Source organism: Fusicatenibacter sp., assembly GCF_050872605.1.
Lineage (GTDB): Bacteria > Bacillota > Clostridia > Lachnospirales > Lachnospiraceae > Fusicatenibacter.
This window is the reverse complement of the sequence record NZ_JBNMHD010000053.1, coordinates 1-15,293: the sequence shown is the minus strand read 5'-3', so window position 1 is coordinate 15,293 and position 15,293 is coordinate 1. Positions and strand designations below refer to the sequence as shown.

General features: G+C 52.7%; 14 protein-coding genes and 4 tRNA genes. 1 reads left to right on the top strand and 17 read right to left on the bottom strand.

The annotated features are described in order from the left end of the window. From ACY2VT_RS13010 to ACY2VT_RS12970, 9 genes are all read right to left on the bottom strand, one after another. Positions 1-507: DNA cytosine methyltransferase (locus tag ACY2VT_RS13010; RefSeq protein ID WP_461880177.1), on the bottom strand; the 507-nt coding region annotated here is incomplete at its 3' end. Then, entirely contained in the window at positions 500-1,180 is a 681-nt protein-coding gene (locus tag ACY2VT_RS13005; RefSeq protein WP_461880176.1) for a hypothetical protein, read from the bottom strand. The genes ACY2VT_RS13005 and ACY2VT_RS13010, both read right to left, overlap by 8 nt. 19 nt (positions 1,181-1,199) lie before the next feature. After that, a complete protein-coding gene (locus ACY2VT_RS13000; RefSeq protein ID WP_461880178.1) occupies positions 1,200-3,587 on the bottom strand; it encodes a VirB4-like conjugal transfer ATPase, CD1110 family in 2,388 nt (795 codons plus the stop codon). Further along, entirely contained in the window at positions 3,565-3,969 is a 405-nt protein-coding gene (locus ACY2VT_RS12995) for a PrgI family protein (RefSeq protein WP_419046456.1), read from the bottom strand. The genes ACY2VT_RS13000 and ACY2VT_RS12995 overlap by 23 nt, the downstream gene beginning before the upstream one ends. Positions 3,970-3,983: 14 nt before the next feature. After that, on the bottom strand, positions 3,984-4,847 hold the full coding sequence (locus tag ACY2VT_RS12990; protein WP_461880175.1) for a VirB6/TrbL-like conjugal transfer protein, CD1112 family: 864 nt from the start codon (positions 4,845-4,847) through the stop codon (positions 3,984-3,986). A gap of 68 nt (positions 4,848-4,915) precedes the next feature. Further along, positions 4,916-5,131, bottom strand: a complete 216-nt coding sequence (locus tag ACY2VT_RS12985; protein WP_097800461.1) for a Maff2 family mobile element protein — start codon at positions 5,129-5,131, stop codon at positions 4,916-4,918. A gap of 3 nt (positions 5,132-5,134) precedes the next feature. Beyond that, on the bottom strand, positions 5,135-7,003 hold the full coding sequence (locus tag ACY2VT_RS12980) for a VirD4-like conjugal transfer protein, CD1115 family (RefSeq protein ID WP_461880174.1): 1,869 nt from the start codon (positions 7,001-7,003) through the stop codon (positions 5,135-5,137). Beyond that, positions 7,000-7,491 (bottom strand): PcfB family protein, encoded by a 492-nt coding sequence (locus ACY2VT_RS12975; RefSeq protein WP_461880173.1) that lies wholly within the window; start codon positions 7,489-7,491, stop codon positions 7,000-7,002. Before ACY2VT_RS12975 ends, ACY2VT_RS12980 begins: the two co-directional genes overlap by 4 nt. A 5-nt stretch (positions 7,492-7,496) precedes the next feature. Then, entirely contained in the window at positions 7,497-8,390 is an 894-nt protein-coding gene (locus tag ACY2VT_RS12970) for a DUF6017 domain-containing protein (protein ID WP_461880172.1), read from the bottom strand. A gap of 271 nt (positions 8,391-8,661) precedes the next feature. On the opposite strand from ACY2VT_RS12970, the gene ACY2VT_RS12965 reads away from it, so the two are divergent. Further along, complete coding sequence (locus tag ACY2VT_RS12965; protein WP_461880171.1) at positions 8,662-10,167, top strand: recombinase family protein; 1,506 nt, start codon at positions 8,662-8,664, stop codon at positions 10,165-10,167. Between the two features lie 121 nt (positions 10,168-10,288). Here ACY2VT_RS12965 and ACY2VT_RS12960 read toward each other — a convergent pair whose 3' ends face one another. The 8 genes from ACY2VT_RS12960 to ACY2VT_RS12925 all read right to left on the bottom strand — a co-directional run bounded on the left by ACY2VT_RS12960 (position 10,289) and on the right by ACY2VT_RS12925 (position 15,274). Beyond that, positions 10,289-11,164 (bottom strand): ROK family protein, encoded by an 876-nt coding sequence (locus tag ACY2VT_RS12960; RefSeq protein ID WP_461880170.1) that lies wholly within the window; start codon positions 11,162-11,164, stop codon positions 10,289-10,291. Between the two features lie 17 nt (positions 11,165-11,181). Next, the gene (manA, locus tag ACY2VT_RS12955) at positions 11,182-12,117 is read right to left on the bottom strand and encodes a mannose-6-phosphate isomerase, class I (protein WP_461880169.1); all 936 of its coding nucleotides are present in this window, start codon (positions 12,115-12,117) and stop codon (positions 11,182-11,184) included. Positions 12,118-12,454: 337 nt separating this feature from the next. Further along, positions 12,455-13,393 carry a peptidoglycan DD-metalloendopeptidase family protein gene (locus ACY2VT_RS12950; RefSeq protein WP_461880168.1) on the bottom strand — a complete coding sequence of 313 codons (939 nt, stop codon included), beginning with the start codon at positions 13,391-13,393 and terminating at the stop codon, positions 12,455-12,457. 319 nt (positions 13,394-13,712) lie between these two features. Continuing rightward, a complete protein-coding gene (locus tag ACY2VT_RS12945) occupies positions 13,713-14,768 on the bottom strand; it encodes a D-alanyl-D-alanine carboxypeptidase family protein (protein ID WP_461880167.1) in 1,056 nt (351 codons plus the stop codon). Between the two features lie 166 nt (positions 14,769-14,934). Next, a tRNA-Lys gene (locus tag ACY2VT_RS12940) sits at positions 14,935-15,007 on the bottom strand. 8 nt (positions 15,008-15,015) lie between these two features. Then, positions 15,016-15,088 (bottom strand) — tRNA-Phe (locus tag ACY2VT_RS12935). A 6-nt stretch (positions 15,089-15,094) separates the two neighbouring features. Further along, a tRNA-Met gene (locus ACY2VT_RS12930) sits at positions 15,095-15,168 on the bottom strand. Positions 15,169-15,201: 33 nt separating this feature from the next. Beyond that, positions 15,202-15,274 (bottom strand) — tRNA-Thr (locus ACY2VT_RS12925). Positions 15,275-15,293: the final 19 nt, after the last annotated feature.

Sequence of the window (15,293 nt, the reverse complement as noted above, 5' to 3'; positions counted from 1 at the left end):
GTGGGAAACATCAGCCGCGACGATAAAAGTTCGCTGGCGCTCATGCCATGCGCCGACGCCGCAAGCCGGAAATACGAATGGGAGAACAGCGTATCCCGCTTTTGCCAGGTCAAAAATCGTTTTGTCGAGCCCCATATTGATGAAGCCAGCAACATTTTCCCCAAGCACCCAACGGGGCCGCAGCTCGGTAATAACGCGGCACATTTCCGGCCACAGGTAGCGTTCATCCGCAAAGCCCTTTCGCTGCCCTGCGGTGGAGAAGGGCTGGCAGGGAAATCCGCCGGAGAGGACGGTAACGGTTTCAAGTCCTGTTTTTTCAAAAAACGCCTCCTTCGTAAAAGTCGTGATATCCCGGAATCTCGGCACCTCCGGCCAGTGCTTTTCCAGAACGGAATAGGGATAGTCCGCCCACTCGCATTGACAGACGGTGCGGAAGCCCGCCGCCTCCGCCGCCAGATCAAGCCCGCCAATGCCGGAAAACAGGCTCACATGGGTCAGCTCAGTCATAGTCGTCCTCGCAGGCATGATCTCCGCAGCGGTCGCAGCAGCGGCCGCAGCCGATGCCGTCATCCGCTGTTTCCTCTGGGTCATAGGGGCGCAGCAGCTTCTCCCGCAGGCAGGTCTCCAATGTATCCTGACCCCACGGCTCACTGCCGTCTTTCGGCAGTCGCCAGCTCCGGCACAGACGCTTTGCCCAGCGCTCATAGCCGGAAACGCGCTTCTGAATCCTGCGGAAGTCCTTTTCCGTCTCCGCCTCTGTCAGATGCCGCTCCGTAGCAAAAGTGCGGATGAACAGATCGTGCAGATCGCCCACCAGCATACGGAAGGCGCTGCCGGAAATGATGTAGGCGGGATCGTTGCTGGCGGCGGCACGCTGTTTTTCCCTGATTTTTTCGTCATGCTCTTTCAGCACGGCGGTCAGCGGCGTGAGCTCCGCCGCCTTCAGCTCGGCAAGGTCGCCCCGGTCGCCAAACACCAGATAGCGGCTGGGAATGAGCCAGTCGTCAAACTTTTCCTCCGCAATTTTGCCGTAGTGCTTTGCCGTCTCGACCAGATTTGCCATGTCCTCCGCGTCCTTCACCTTTCCGGCGAGGAACGCGAGCTGGTGCAGCAGGCCGTAAAGATGCACCTCGTCACGGATATGCTTTTCGTAGGTTTCGCTGTCGATCACATATTTCATATCTTGTCCCATCCTTTCCTTATCCGGTTTGTCCGTCGTGGGCGACCTCGCTGGGCTTGGTCGTGAGAAGTTTATACAGCTCCGTATCCTTCGGAAACTCGTCCCGGAAGGGCAGGATCACATTCTGGAAGAACAGAAGGCCGCTGCCGGGGTCCGCGTTGGTCACATAGGCAAGCTGCTCTGCGGAGATGTTCAGCCGCTCCGTCATCAGCTTACGGTCGCCTGCGGAGAGGTTCAGCAGGTAGATAAAATCGCTGTTTTCCAGAATGTTTTCGATCTCCGGCGAGGAAAGCAGGTCTTTGGGGTTCTGTGTCGCCCCAGTCGGGATGCCGCCCCACTTTCTGAAACGCTTCCATATCTCGGCGCTGTATGCCGCCGTCTGTTCCTCTTTTAAGAGCAGGTGAAATTCGTCCACGAAATACCAGGTGGCCCGTCCAATGGAGCGATTCACCGTGACGGTGTTCCACACCGCATCCTGGACAATGAGCATCCCCGGCTTTTTCAGATTCTTACCGAGGCCCTTGATATCGAAGCAGACAAGGCGGTTTCGGATATCCACGGTGGTGCGGTGGTTAAAGAAGTTGAGAGAGCCGTTTACATAGAGGTCCAGCGCCTGGGCCACACGTTCCGCCTCCGGGATGCCCTGCGCCATGAGCGCGTCCAGCAGATCACCCAGCACGGGCATATTCTCCGGCCGCGGGTCCGCGAAGTACGGCTGATAGATCATCTGCACGGCACGGTCGATGACGGTTTTCTCGATGGCCTCCAATCCTGTCTTGCTGCCCATGATAAGCTCACAGAAGGACAGCACGAAATCACTTTTCAGCGCCAGCGGGTTTTCTTCCTCACTGTAATTGAGGTTGATATCCAGCGGATTCACATAGTCGCGGCTGTTGGGTGAGAGCCGGATCACCTGGCCGCCCAGCCGATTCACCAGCGGAGAATATTCGTCCTCCGGGTCGCAGATGATGACATTATCCTTCGTGGTCAGCATGACATAGGTGATCTCCCGCTTGCAGCTCATGGATTTGCCACTGCCCGGCGTGCCGAATACAAGACCGTTGGGACAACGGGACTGCTTGCGGTCCAGCAGGATCATGTTGTTGGAGAGGGCGTTGAGCCCGTAATACATGGCATTGCCACCCATAAAAAGCTCTTGAGTCACGAAGGGAACAAACACCGCCAGCGCCGAAGTGGTGAGGCTCCGTTCGATCTTGATACGGTTGAGACCCAGCGGCAGCGAGGACATAAGCCCGTCCTCCTGCTGGAAGTCCAGCCGGGTCAGGATGCAGTTGTGGGTTTGGGCGACGCTGGCCGACTGCGAAACGGCGATCTCCAGCTTTTGCTTCGTAGGCGCCAGGTGCAGCATGAGGAAGGTCATATTGAACATTCTCTCGTTGCGGCTCTGCAAATCCTGCAAGAGATTTTTCGCCGCGCCGCCGTAGGTGGAGAGATCGGACGGAAGGATATCCAGATCGTAGCCGCTGCGGGCAGCCTTCTTCTGCTCCTGTATTTTCATGGCGTCCAGATCGGTGATCTTGCGCTTGACCATCTTGATCGCCTCGTTCTGGTTGATGCCGCGGACGTGCATGGTGACGAGAAGGTTTCCCTCCACGTCCATGAAATCCGTGAGGATACGGTCCTGAATCTCCGGGGCCAATATCTGCAGGAAGGACACCGCACCGTACATTTCACCGATACGGAAACGCCGCGTCTCGCCAAACTCGAAGGACGAAGGCGCGATAAAGTCCTTGACGGACAGGCCGCTTGCCGGGAGCCAGTCCCATTCAAAGGCGAACCTTCCGCCCTCCGGATGGAGAAGGCCGTGCAGCAGCGCCAGCCGCTCCTTGCCGTCCAGCACCCTTGCGCCAGCACCCATGACCTTGAAGCGGTTCAGGGTGTCTGCCTCGATCCGGGAAAACCGTGCCCGCGCTGCCGGAAGATTCTCTGCCTCGATGGTCAGCGTGACATATTTGCGCTTCACAAAGCCGTTGTTGCCGCGCTCATACTGCATTTGCAGGATGCCGGACGCCTCCACGCGCATATCATCCAGCGCGTCGCCCTGGGCGTCCATGCCGAACAGATTCCCGTTCTTGTCCTCATGGCGGCTGCTCAGGGTCATTTGCACACCGATGGAAGGATCATAGCCGTTATAGAAATCGCAGAGGCGTTCAAAGATATCCCGCTGGTCGTCCGGCCCCGCCAGACGGTAGTTGACGTCCTCATAGCCTATGGTCTTGGAGAAAAGCCGATCGTCCAGCCTGCACAGGCCGTCCGGGTACAGGTTCCGAAACGGAATACTGTCCTGCACGGTATGGGGCTTGCCGTCGCCCTTCGCCTGCCGGATGATGGCTTCGATTTGTTTTTGCTCCGCCCGCGTGAGCTTACGCTTTGCGGCGGGCTGCATGTTTTCCGGTTTTGCCGCTTTTTTCAGCAATCGCCCGTACCTCCTTTTCCAGTTTTGCCTGCCGCACCAGGGCGGAATAGGCGTTGTTGGTCTGATAGATGCGCCGCTTCGGACGGATAAACTTGCATTGGATCAGGTGTCCCAGGATCACTTCCAACGTTTGCCCGTTTTTCTCATAGAGGGCAAACAGGAAGAACGGGAGCATGACAAGGATCATGCACAGCGCCGCCGAGGTCGTACCCATGCTGCCTTTGCTTAAAAAGAAAAGCGGCACTCCCACAAGCGCCGCCGATCCGAAACACACAAGCTGCCGCTTCGTCAGGCCGAACAGCATCTTGCTTTTGATTTTTGTCAGGTCCTTCGGGACCGTTACGTATGCCAAAATTGATACCTCCTTTAATGCGCTCCGAACAGGCTTTTTGCAAGGCTGCCGGTCTTGAACAGCGTGTAGCACAGCAGCACCGTGTAGCCCATACACTCCCAGATCGCCACGGTGATATCATCTCCCACGGCGATATTCTGAACCAGCACCGCGTAGATGCCGACGCAGACCATAATTAGAAATGCCTGAAAGCCCAGTGCCAGCAGGGACTTCAAGTAATTCTGCCCCGTATGACCCCATTCCCGGTTGACCATCGTGGCAAACGGGATCGGCCCCACGGACACGGTCAAATACACCTCGATCATTCTTCCGTAGATCACAAGGAAGATGGCAATGGTGAGGATATGGGAGCAGAGGCCCACAAAGACGCTCTGAAACCACAGGCCCAGCAGAGAACCGATGCTCCAGTCTGCCAGCGTCGTTTCCAAATCACCCACGACGCCGGAAATGTCGATCCCCGCGTCGGAGATAATGACGCCTGCGCTCTGATCGACCACGCTCTGCGCCACGTCGAACACCGCCATGACGATATTCCAGGTGTTCGTGACGATCAGCACCGCGCAGAAGGTCTTGAAAATCCACTTCCAGAAAAGCCAGGTGTCAAAATCATGGAGATTATTTTTCTCGACGATCAACTGGATCAGCTCATAGCACATGACGAAGGTGAGGATGATGCCTGCAATGGGGACAATGACCGTTTCGGACAGGCTGCGGATCATGTTGAAGATACCGCCGTTCCAGCCGGATGGGGTCATGCCGACCTCGCCTGCGATCTCGGCCACCTTCGTATTCACGGTATCAAAGGTCCCGGAAAGGTTTGAGATGATGCCGTCGATCAGCACCTCCCTGAACCATTCCTGGATCGTGTCGATTATCACGGGAGATCACCTCCTTGGAGGCGGCTCCCGCCGTGAAACGGGAGCCGCCCCTGAGATTCTGATAGGGCTCAGCCCAGCAGACCGGACAGCAGGGGGATCAGGGTCACGCCGATCAGCGCCACACCGCCGCCCGCGACGAGCTGCTTGACGCCCTGGCTTTTGGCCGCAGGGTTGTCCTGGCCGTAACCTTCCAGAAGGTTGATGCCGCCCCACACGCACAGGCCGCCGCCCAGGGCGATCACGAGAGTCTGCAATACGTCAATAGCACTGTTGAAGAAATCCATAAATCATTTTTCCTTTCGTTTTGTAGAATTGTTGTTGTCGGGTTCCAGATCGGATGCGTTCAATTCGTACATATCGAAAGGCTCGTCCGGCTTCACAATGGCCGGTCTGCGTTTCATGTACCGTTCTACGTCAAAGACGTTCTTCTTGTCGGCGTCGGACAGGTATCGGTAACGGGGATGCTTCGTGATATCAAACTTGTCGCTGAAAAACGGGCGCACCCCTCGAAGCTGTAAAATACACTTGCCGCCGTCCATGACTGCAATTTCGTCCTGGGTCATCAACTCCTTTCCCAATTTCTGATAACTGAGGCCGTGAGAAGTCTGCGCGCCGCGATTTTCGGACTGGCTCAGGCTGTCGATGGTCTCTTTGCCCAGCAGCTCCGAAATCTCTTTCAGCGTCCCTTTCTCCTTGCCTCCCAAAAACAAGGTGCTGTCGCAGTTGCCAACGATGGTATCTGCCGCGTCCTTGTAGATGGTCTTTAACTGGCTTTGCGACTGCAAAATAATAGAAGCCGATATCTCACGGCTTCGGATGGTCGCGATTAACTTATCAAAGTTGGGTATCTGGCCGATGTTGGCAAATTCGTCCAAAAGGCACCTCACATGAACAGGCAGCCGCCCGTTATAGAAATCGTCCGCCTTGTCGCAGAGCAGATTGAAAAGCTGGCTTTGCAGCATGGCAATGACGAAATTGAAGGTGGTATCCGTATCGCTCATAATGAGGAACAGCGCCGTTTTCCGGTCACCCATCGTGTCCAGCTCCAATTCATCCTCCGTCATAATGTCCCGCAGCTCTTTGATATCGAAGGGGGCGAGGCGGGCGCCGCAGCTCACCAAAATGCTCTTGAGAGTTTTGCCCGCCGCCATTTTGAATTTGACATATTGCTTGACGGCGAAGTGATCCGGCTGCTTTTTTGCCAGATCGTCAAAGAGGATATCCACGGGGCTTTTATAGGTCTCGTCGTCCTCTCTGGCTTCACAGGCGTTCAGCAGGTCCAAAAGCGTGATGAAGTTCCGTTCCTCCGGTTCCGCCTCATACCAGATGTAGCCGATCAGGGCGCAGTATAACAAGCGCTCGGCTTTGACCCAAAAATCCTCGGAGGATTTTTCGCCGTCGCCCTTCGTATTGGCAATGATGACATTGACCAGCTTCAAGATATCCTTCTCGGAGCGCACATAGGCCAGCGGGTTATATTTCATGCTTTTGGAAAAGTTGATGGTGTTCAGGACCTTGATGCGATAGGGCTCATAGATGATCCTGCCCTGCCAGTCCCGCACCGGCTTTCCGTTCTCGTCCAGCTTTGGCGCGCCGTGCAGGAGCATTTTTCCTGTTTCCGTCAAAAGCTGCCCTTTCGGATCGGTGATGACATAGGAGCTGTGCATCTGCATGATGGACGGTTTGACAAAGAACCGCGTCTTGCCGCTGCCGGAGCCGCCGATGACGAGAATATTTTTGTTTCTCGCATACTTTGGTTGCTTCGGCCGGCTGGTCATGGTGAGGCTTTCCGTCCGGGTCAGAGGGATGTTCTGATCGGGAACGGGGTCTATGTAGGGCGCGATATCCGCCGCCGTACCCCAACGGGCAGAGCCGTATTCGATGCCCTTGCGGTACTTTTTCGCGTTCTTGCCCTTGACATATACCGCCAGCCGGACAAGGACCGCGCCGAGGATGCCGATGCAGATATCCAGTACATGAACGCTGGGCGCGGAGCTGGCAAAGGCGGTCTGGAAGCCCTGCCCGATATGCAGCAGCTTTTCCGAGGCGTCAGGCCCCGGTGCCAGCCGCACTGCTTGGCAGAGCTTATCAAAGAGATACACAAAGAACAGATACGGCAGGTTCGGCAGAAGATATTTTCTGAGTTTATCCTTCATCGTTCCACGCTCCGTTCCCTGGTCTTGACCTTCTCGCCGTGCTCCTGCTCCTTGTGCTGCGTTTTGGACTGCTCCTGCGCCTTTTCCAGCTTGCGCCGGATGGAAGGGGCTTTCTCGCGGCTCAGGTTTTTAGCGGAAAACTCCCGGAAGGCCGCCGTGATCACATCGGCGTCCCGGCCCTTGAAGAACACCAGGTACCGGGTATGCTCCCCGGAAGTGTCCTTCTTCAACGCAAAATCCAGGCCGTACTTCTTCGCCGTGGAAGAAAAGGCCCGGATGTTCTGATCCGTGATCTCGATGTTGGAAACGCCGGTGTTGTGCTTCATAAGCTGCCGGAGCGTCTGCTTGCCGTGCCGGAGTGGGGGATTTTTCTTGTGCTTCTCCATATCCGCCAGCACTTTTTTCATCGCTTGCTGCAAGAGCTGGGCGGTCATTTTGCTGGCCTCCACGCAAAGAGCAAGGGTTTTCTGCGTGATTTCTTCCTGCAAGGCGTTCACCTCCGATCTCCGCTGCCGTACAGGTCATGGCTGACGAGGGATGTGTAATAGCTGTCCATCGTGACCGGGGCGTTATACAGCGCCGCCAGCAGATACTTCTTGATGTTGCGGACATAGGTGGTGTTCTCCCGCATCCGGTCAAGGACATACTCGATGTGCGAGGCGTTCAGCTTCAGGAACCGCGACCGGACGACCTCTGCCGGGTAGTCGTCCCCGGCCACACGGATCATCTCCCGGTTGGAACAGACGGTATCCACCATGAGCTCCACCAGCTCGTCCAGCCGGTCTTTGTCAAGCTGCACATTCTGCGAGAGAACGTCATATTCGATGTTCTCCAAGATCAATGCCCGATAGCTTTCCCGCTTTCGCATCCCGTCCTGTCCAATCCGCTCCCTGGGGGCTGGGGGACTTGATAGGATAGGACTTGATACCTCCGTACTTGATAAGTCTTTTATTGATCTCTGGTTACTTAATATATCTATATTTAATTGTGCGGGGTTTTCCAGACACGGGAAATCCATATCCGGGTTTTCCGGATATGGATTATCCGTATCCGGTTCATCCTCATGCGGCATATCCGTATCCGGCTCTGGCTCGTGGGGCGTTTCATAGATGACATATTCCACATCCATGATTTTTCCCTTGCTGTCACGAAGACGGTTGCGGACGATATATCCGGCCCGTTCCAGTTCTTTCAGGGCTGTACCGATACTGTCCGTACCTTCTTTGCAGATGGAGGCAAGCCCCCTCGTGGTATAGTTCCATTCCTCCGGCAAAGAAAGCATCATGGACAGCAGCCCCTTCGCTTTCAGAGACAGCGACCTGTTCCGCAGGTGATGATTAGACATGACCGTATAATCACGGCTTTTCTCAATACGGAAAACTGCCATATCCGGTGTCTCCTTTCTGTGAAAATGAAAAGTGTTGATTTCGATGAAAAAAGCCTCCGTTTTGCCTCTCGGATGTGATCCATAGGAAAACACCCATGCCCGCCTGCTTGCGGCGGTCTGAGAGGAAAAAACAGAGGCTTTCGCACCCTAAGTGATACAGTTTTCGGGTGGGCATAGGAAAAGGGCGCTGATTTTCGTATCAGCGCCCTTCTGAGCTGTGCTATATTCAGCTTTTCTCATTACATATTCGCTCGTCTGCTGTCGCAAACCATTGATTTTACTGACTGTTTGTGAGTATCGTTATCCCACCCTGATATTTGACCGTCCCGGTTTTCAGGAGATGCTGGCCCAGATTGAGGCTGGCAAGGTGGCCAACTGCATTGTCAAGGATCTGTCCCGCCTGGGCAGAAACTCCGCTATGACAGGCCTCTACACCACCCTGACCTTCCCCAAGTACGGCACCCGGTTCATCGCCATCAACGACAACTTCGACAGCGCCGATCCCAACAGCGTGAACAACGATTTTGCCGGGATCAAGAACTGGTTCAACGAGTTTTACGCCCGTGATACCAGCCGTAAGATTCGTGCTGTTCAGAAGTCCAAGGGCGAAAAAGGCATCCCGCTGACGGTCAATGTGCCTTATGGCTATGTGAAGGACCCTAACGACCCTCACCACTGGATCATCGACCCGGAGGCCGCACAGGTGATCAAGAGGATCTATACCATGTGCATGGAGGGCCGTGGCCCGTCCCAGATTGCCAATCAGCTGCGAGCGGATCAGGTGCTGACACCTACCGCTTACAAGAAGCAGCAGGGACAGAAAACGACTCACCCTCTGCCGGAAAATCCCTGTAAATGGTCTGACAGCTCTGTGGTCAAAATTCTGGAACGCCGGGAGTACACCGGCTGCACGGTGAATTTCAAGACCTTCACCAATTCCATCTGGGACAAAAAACAGAGGGGAAACCCGCTGGAAAATCAGGCCGTGTTCCCGGACACCCATGAGCGCATCATTGAGGACGATGTGTTTGAAAAGGTGCAGGAGATCCGCCAGCAGCGCCACCGCATGACCCGCAGCGGAAGAACCAGCATGTTCTCCGGTTTGGTGTATTGCGCCGACTGCGGCGCAAAGATGTATTACGGTGCCACCAACAACTACAAGCCTCAGAATGCTTTCTTCGATTGTTCCCTCCACTGGAAGGACAAGGAGAAGTGCGGCACACACTACATCCGAGAGTCTGTTCTGGAGCGTCTGGTGCTGCACCATATCCAGATGGTAACGAATCATATCCTGCACCATAAGGACTACTTCGTGTCCGTCATGGGCCAGCAAATGCGGCTGGAGAGCAGTGAGAAGATTCAGATCCATCGCAAGAAGCTGGAGCGCAATCAGAAGCGGATTGCAGAACTGAAGCGGCTGTTCATCAAGACCTATGAGGACAACGCCGCAGGACGGCTCAGCGACGAGCGGTTCGACATGATGAGCCAGAGCTATGAGGCGGAACAGAAGCAGCTGGAAGCGGAAACGCAGACTTTGCAACAAGAAATTGAAGTACAGGAACGACAGCATGAGAACATCGAGCTTTTCATCCAGAAGGCCGACAAGTATGTAGGCATCGAGAAGCTGACGCCCTACGCCCTGCGAGAGCTGATTCAGGGCATCTATGTGGAGGCCCCGGACAAGTCCACCGGCAAGCGCCGCCAGAGCATCCACATCAAGTATGACGGCATCGGCTTCATCCCTCTGGATGTGCTCATGAACGGAAAAACGGCGTGACCGAAGTCACGCCGCTTCCCGAGAACACGTAGTTCACATGACATTTTGAATTTTACTGTTTTACGGCCACCGTGCATTCTCCGAACGGTTTTCTTGATTCCACTATTTTCTTTTCTGAAATTTACTGCATTGCCAGCTCATCTACCGCCAGTTTCAGTGCGCCCATGATACCCTGGTTGTCATTCAGGCTTGGAAGTACGATGTAGCTGTCGAGATCCTCGAGCTCTTTCGTTACAAGATATCCATTCAGCTGTTTTCTGACTTCTTCTCTTACAAGCGGCATCATATGCTCCTGATGCATAACGCCTCCGCCGAGGATAATTCTCTGCGGAGAGAGCAGCATGATGCAGTCTACGAGAGCCTGTCCGATATAGTAAGCCTCGAGCTCCCATACCTCTTTTTTGTCTGCCAGCTCAATGCCTTTTTTGCCCCAGCGTGCTTCGATGGCAGGACCTGCTGCCAGACCCTCGAGGCAGTTGCTGTGGTACGGGCATTTTCCGCCGTAAGTATCTTTCGGGTGTTTCATCAGAATGATGTGGCCGCCTTCCGGATGCAGCATGCCGTGCAGCAGCTTACCGTTGGAGATAATACCCATTCCAACACCGGTTCCGATGGTGATGTAGATGCTGTTGTCCAGTCCTTTTGTGATACCCCAGGTAGCCTCTCCCAGTGCAGAACCGTTTACGTCGGTATCAAAACCAACCGGAACCTCCAGTGCATCTTCAAATGCTTTCACAATATTGAAATTTTTCCATGCCAGCTTCGGTGTTGTGGTGATGCATCCGTATGTCGGAGATTTTCTGTTCAGGTCGATCGGTCCAAAGCAGCCGATTCCCAGTGCCTGAATGTCTTTCTCTTTAAAGTACTCAATCATTTTCGGAACGGTAATTTCCGGTGTCTCGGTCGGAATAGAAATTCTCTCATAGATTTCTCCGTTTGCGTTTCCGATTGCGCAGACCATCTTTGTTCCGCCTGCCTCTAATGCTCCAAGTTTCATTGTGTTTTTCTCCTCTCTTAAGCCTCCGGATTTGAGCAGATCACAGAAAGTTTTCCTTCAAATCTGCATCCGTTAAAATTAGCCGGAATAATAAAGTGTGTACCTTTCTTAACCGGAATACCGTTTACAGTACCCTCTCCGGCGATTACACTTACGTTGGTATAATATTTTTTCGCATCTAAGGTGAATACACCGTCGATGTCGTATTTATCTACAGAGTAGAACTTGCATGTTACAAAATGGGTATGTACCGCGCCCGGGATCTCCTCTGTAAAGGTATCGATATCTGCCGGTTTAAACGGAGCCTCGATAACATCGATACTCTGCTCTATATGAAGCTGTCTCGGTTTGCCGTTCTGCAGTCTGTCATAATCGTATACACGATAGGTGATATCGCTGCTCTGCTGTGTCTCCAGAATCAGTGTGCCGCCTTTGATGGCATGTACGCATCCCGGATTGATCTGGAAGAAATCTCCCTTATGTACCGGCACTTTGCGGATGAAATCGCTCCACTCATGATTGCGGATCATTTTCTCCACTTCTGCCTTGTCTTTTGCATTGTGTCCGATAACAATTTCTGTACCCGGTTCGCAGTCCAGCACGTACCAGCACTCGGTCTTTCCAAGAGATCCATTCTCATTCTCTCCTGCATAAGCATCATCTGGATGAACCTGGATGCTCAGATCATTTTTTGCATCAATGATCTTGATCAGCAGCGGAACCTGGCTTCCCGGGTAATTTCCGAAAATTTCCGGCTCCTCTTTCCAGAGCTCACCTAATGTTTTTCCATCAAATCTTCCGCCTGCCACACGGCTCATTCCATTGGCATGTCCGCTGATCGCCCAGCACTCGCCGGTTGTATCGCTCGGAATTTCGTAATCAAATACGTCTCTTAACTTTGTTCCACCCCAGATTGCTTCTTTGAACACCGGGTCCATAAATAAAAGCTCCATATTTAATCCTCCTTGTTTTCAGGATCTGTCCACTACGTCTATTTTAACCGATAACAGCCAAAAACGAAACCCCTAAAATGACAAACTTTCACATTTTCTGTAACCGGTTACTTTCCTTTTACTCCGCCCTTTTTCTATATCAAAACAATCCTGTTTGTTATATGTAAAGCTGACTGTTTTCAGCCAGCCTTTTTATAAAAAGCAATCGAAAAACGGTATTTTACCATCCGCGGTCTGCGCCGCCTTTTTTGTATTCAAAACCTGTAAAAAAGATTCGATTGCGAATCCTACACTTTATAATACTTTCCCGCATCCCATTTCGTGCAGGTCCTCTTTTTTATTCCGAAATTGCCGGGAGATATACCATAGGATCAATGGCTTTTCCATCTTTTTTCATCTCAAAGAAAAGATTGCTTCCCTCTTTTACATAATATTTCGTCGGTGCTGCAACTGCTCCGATCCGTGCTGCTTTCTGAACTTTCTGGCCTGCCTCGAGGGAAACGTCTGTGAGCTGTCCGTAGATGGCTTCGTATCCATTTCCAAGATTCATGGTGACGGTGAGGCCGGTTCTTGCATCATTTTCCACACTCACAACTTCTCCGTCCGCTGCCGCCAGAACCGGAGTTCCTTCTGCCGCCGAGAAAACAACGCCTGGATTGCACTGGTAAAGATCCAGTGTCGGGAAATAAACGGTATTTTCCATGTTATACGGAATCAGAACTGTTCCAGTAACCGGCAGTTCCATGATTGTCGCTTCGCTGAACATCAGATCCTGTGCAGCCCCTGCTGTCTCAACTGCCGTTTCCTGATTTTCTGCAGAATCCACAGTTCCGGATGCTGCACTCGTTTCTTCATTCGCCGCTGTTTCTCCGTTCTGATCCGCCGCTGTTCCGTTTACCGCCTGCGCGTCCTGTCTTTCTGTATTCCCATCTGATTCTTCCGGTGTATTCTGAGCCGTCCCTGCATCTGCTTCTGGATTTCCCACCGCCTCTTCTTCACACACCGTTTCCATTTCCGGCGCCTGTTCCAGACTGTTTTCCACATCATCTGCCTGATCCTGTACGGCACGCGTTCCGTCTGCATCTCCCGCCGTCTCCTCCGTCTGCTGTTCTGTAGTTCCGGTGCTTTCGTCCTCTGTAAGCTGTGCCGTCTCTCCCTGTTTCGCCTGATCTGCCTTACCGTTTCTCGCATCCTGCTGCCAGGTCAGCACTCCGCCTGCAATCATCATTGCCAGTGCCGCTGTGATCACGCCGATTCTCAACTTGTCTCTTTTCATGTTCTTACCACCTCTGCTGATATCTTTTTAAGCATTTCAGAAGCGTTTTTCGATTTCTCGCTCTCCTCCTGCTTTTCTACAGTAAGCAGTATTTCCCATCCGGCGCGATCTATACACAAAAACCGGATTTTTCCTTTCCGTTATCCACAATTTTTCCCCTGCGCTTCTTTCTTTTGTGGAAAACATAATTCTTTTCTGCGCATTCCGTGCAAAACATCCCCAATGTTATCCACACCTTATTTTCTCGACTTGCTCCACGCAAAAAAAGAGCCGGAACCGGGAATTTTCTCCCGTTTCCAGCTCTCGCTTTCACCTGTATTTACTGTAATCTTCCATACACCGTACTCGCATCCGCGATGCTGTCCACCGAAGATCCCGAATCCGTCATGGCCTCTGCCGTAACAAGTATGTACTCTTCGCCTCCATATTCTGCAAAGCTGACCAGGCACTGACCCGCCTCATCGGTAAATCCGGTCTTTCCGCCTTCAATGACTGCCCCGTTCTCCAGTGTCGTACTCATCTCATAGCTGGTAAACCGGTGGAGCATCGTATCATACAGCGTAATTCCCTCCGGGTGTGATGCGGTAGTCTCCGTTGTGTAAACCTCCCTCGTCACGATCTCGCGGAACGTATCACTCTTCAGACACTCACTCATCAGCACCGCAATATCACGGCAGGTAGAATAATGGTTGTCGTTATGCAGTCCCGTGCAGTTCTCAAAATGCGTATTGGTAAGTCCCAGTTCTTCTGCTTTCTGGTTCATCATGGCCACAAAACCTTCTTCCGATCCGCCGACTGCTCTCGCCAATGTCTCACAGGCATCTGCGCCGGATGGCAGCAGCACACCATAGAGAAGATCACGAACCGTCGGCTGTTCGTACGGATTAAATCCCGCTACCGATGCATCCTGTGCCGTCAGTTCCTCGAAGATTTCCTCCGGAACGGTAATCGTCTCGTTCAGATCCGGAAGATTTTCAATGGCAAGCAGCGCTGTCATAATCTTTGTCATCGACGCCGGATAAATTCTCTCATCTCCGCCCAGATTCATCATCTCAGCCAGATCGCTTTCCCGCACCAGCAGGGCATGCTGACTGTTCAGACCATCTGACGAAATCTGCTGTACCGACTCAGGCGTCGGTGTAATCTCCTCCTCCGGGCTGGAATCCGATATCGGCTCTGAACTGTCCCCAACAAGAGAGGATGACGAAACCGAAGAGGATGCACTCGCGTTTCCATCCGTCTGTTTTTTCTCGTTCTTCTGCATCTGATATCCAAGCACGCCAATCAATCCGATAATGATAACAAGCAGAACACTTAAAATCACTTTCTGCTGAAACTGGCGTCTTCGTCTTTTGTTTTTCTTTTTTTGTGCCATAAACAGATTCCTCCGTTCTTTTTTATTCTTTCAAAGCATAGTACATTTCCCGCTCTTTTGCAAGATTTTCGCCGTAACCTTAAGATAAACATAATCAAAATTGGTCTGGTGGACCAATTTTGATTATGCAGAACAAAAAAAGAACCCTCGAAAGGGTTCCACATAATGAAGCATCGGGGATTCGAACCCCGGACAACTTGATTAAAAGTCAAGTGCTCTACCGACTGAGCTAATGCTCCGTAAAATATGCCTAGTTCCGGAATCGAACCAGAGACACGAGGATTTTCAGTCCTCTGCTCTACCAACTGAGCTAACTAGGCATAAAATTGCGGGAGTAGGATTTGAACCTACGACCTTCGGGTTATGAGCCCGACGAGCTTCCAGACTGCTCCATCCCGCGATATCCTATTTTTGTACTTGATTTCTCAAGTAAAGCCGATGATCGGACTCGAACCGATAACCTGCTGATTACAAATCAGCTGCTCTGCCAATTGAGCCACATCGGCCGATTGCCTGATTGGCAAG

Coding starts and splice junctions, on each gene's coding strand:
- ACY2VT_RS13005 (WP_461880176.1), bottom strand. CDS start 1,180: ATGAAATATGTGATCGACAGCGAAACCTACGAAAAGCATATCCGTGAC.
- ACY2VT_RS13000 (WP_461880178.1), bottom strand. CDS start 3,587: ATGCAGCCCGCCGCAAAGCGTAAGCTCACGCGGGCGGAGCAAAAACAA.
- ACY2VT_RS12985 (WP_097800461.1), bottom strand. CDS start 5,131: ATGGATTTCTTCAACAGTGCTATTGACGTATTGCAGACTCTCGTGATC.
- ACY2VT_RS12980 (WP_461880174.1), bottom strand. CDS start 7,003: ATGAAGGATAAACTCAGAAAATATCTTCTGCCGAACCTGCCGTATCTG.
- ACY2VT_RS12970 (WP_461880172.1), bottom strand. CDS start 8,390: ATGGCAGTTTTCCGTATTGAGAAAAGCCGTGATTATACGGTCATGTCT.
- ACY2VT_RS12960 (WP_461880170.1), bottom strand. CDS start 11,164: ATGAAACTTGGAGCATTAGAGGCAGGCGGAACAAAGATGGTCTGCGCA.
- manA (WP_461880169.1), bottom strand. CDS start 12,117: ATGGAGCTTTTATTTATGGACCCGGTGTTCAAAGAAGCAATCTGGGGT.
- ACY2VT_RS12950 (WP_461880168.1), bottom strand. CDS start 13,393: ATGAAAAGAGACAAGTTGAGAATCGGCGTGATCACAGCGGCACTGGCA.
- ACY2VT_RS12945 (WP_461880167.1), bottom strand. CDS start 14,768: ATGGCACAAAAAAAGAAAAACAAAAGACGAAGACGCCAGTTTCAGCAG.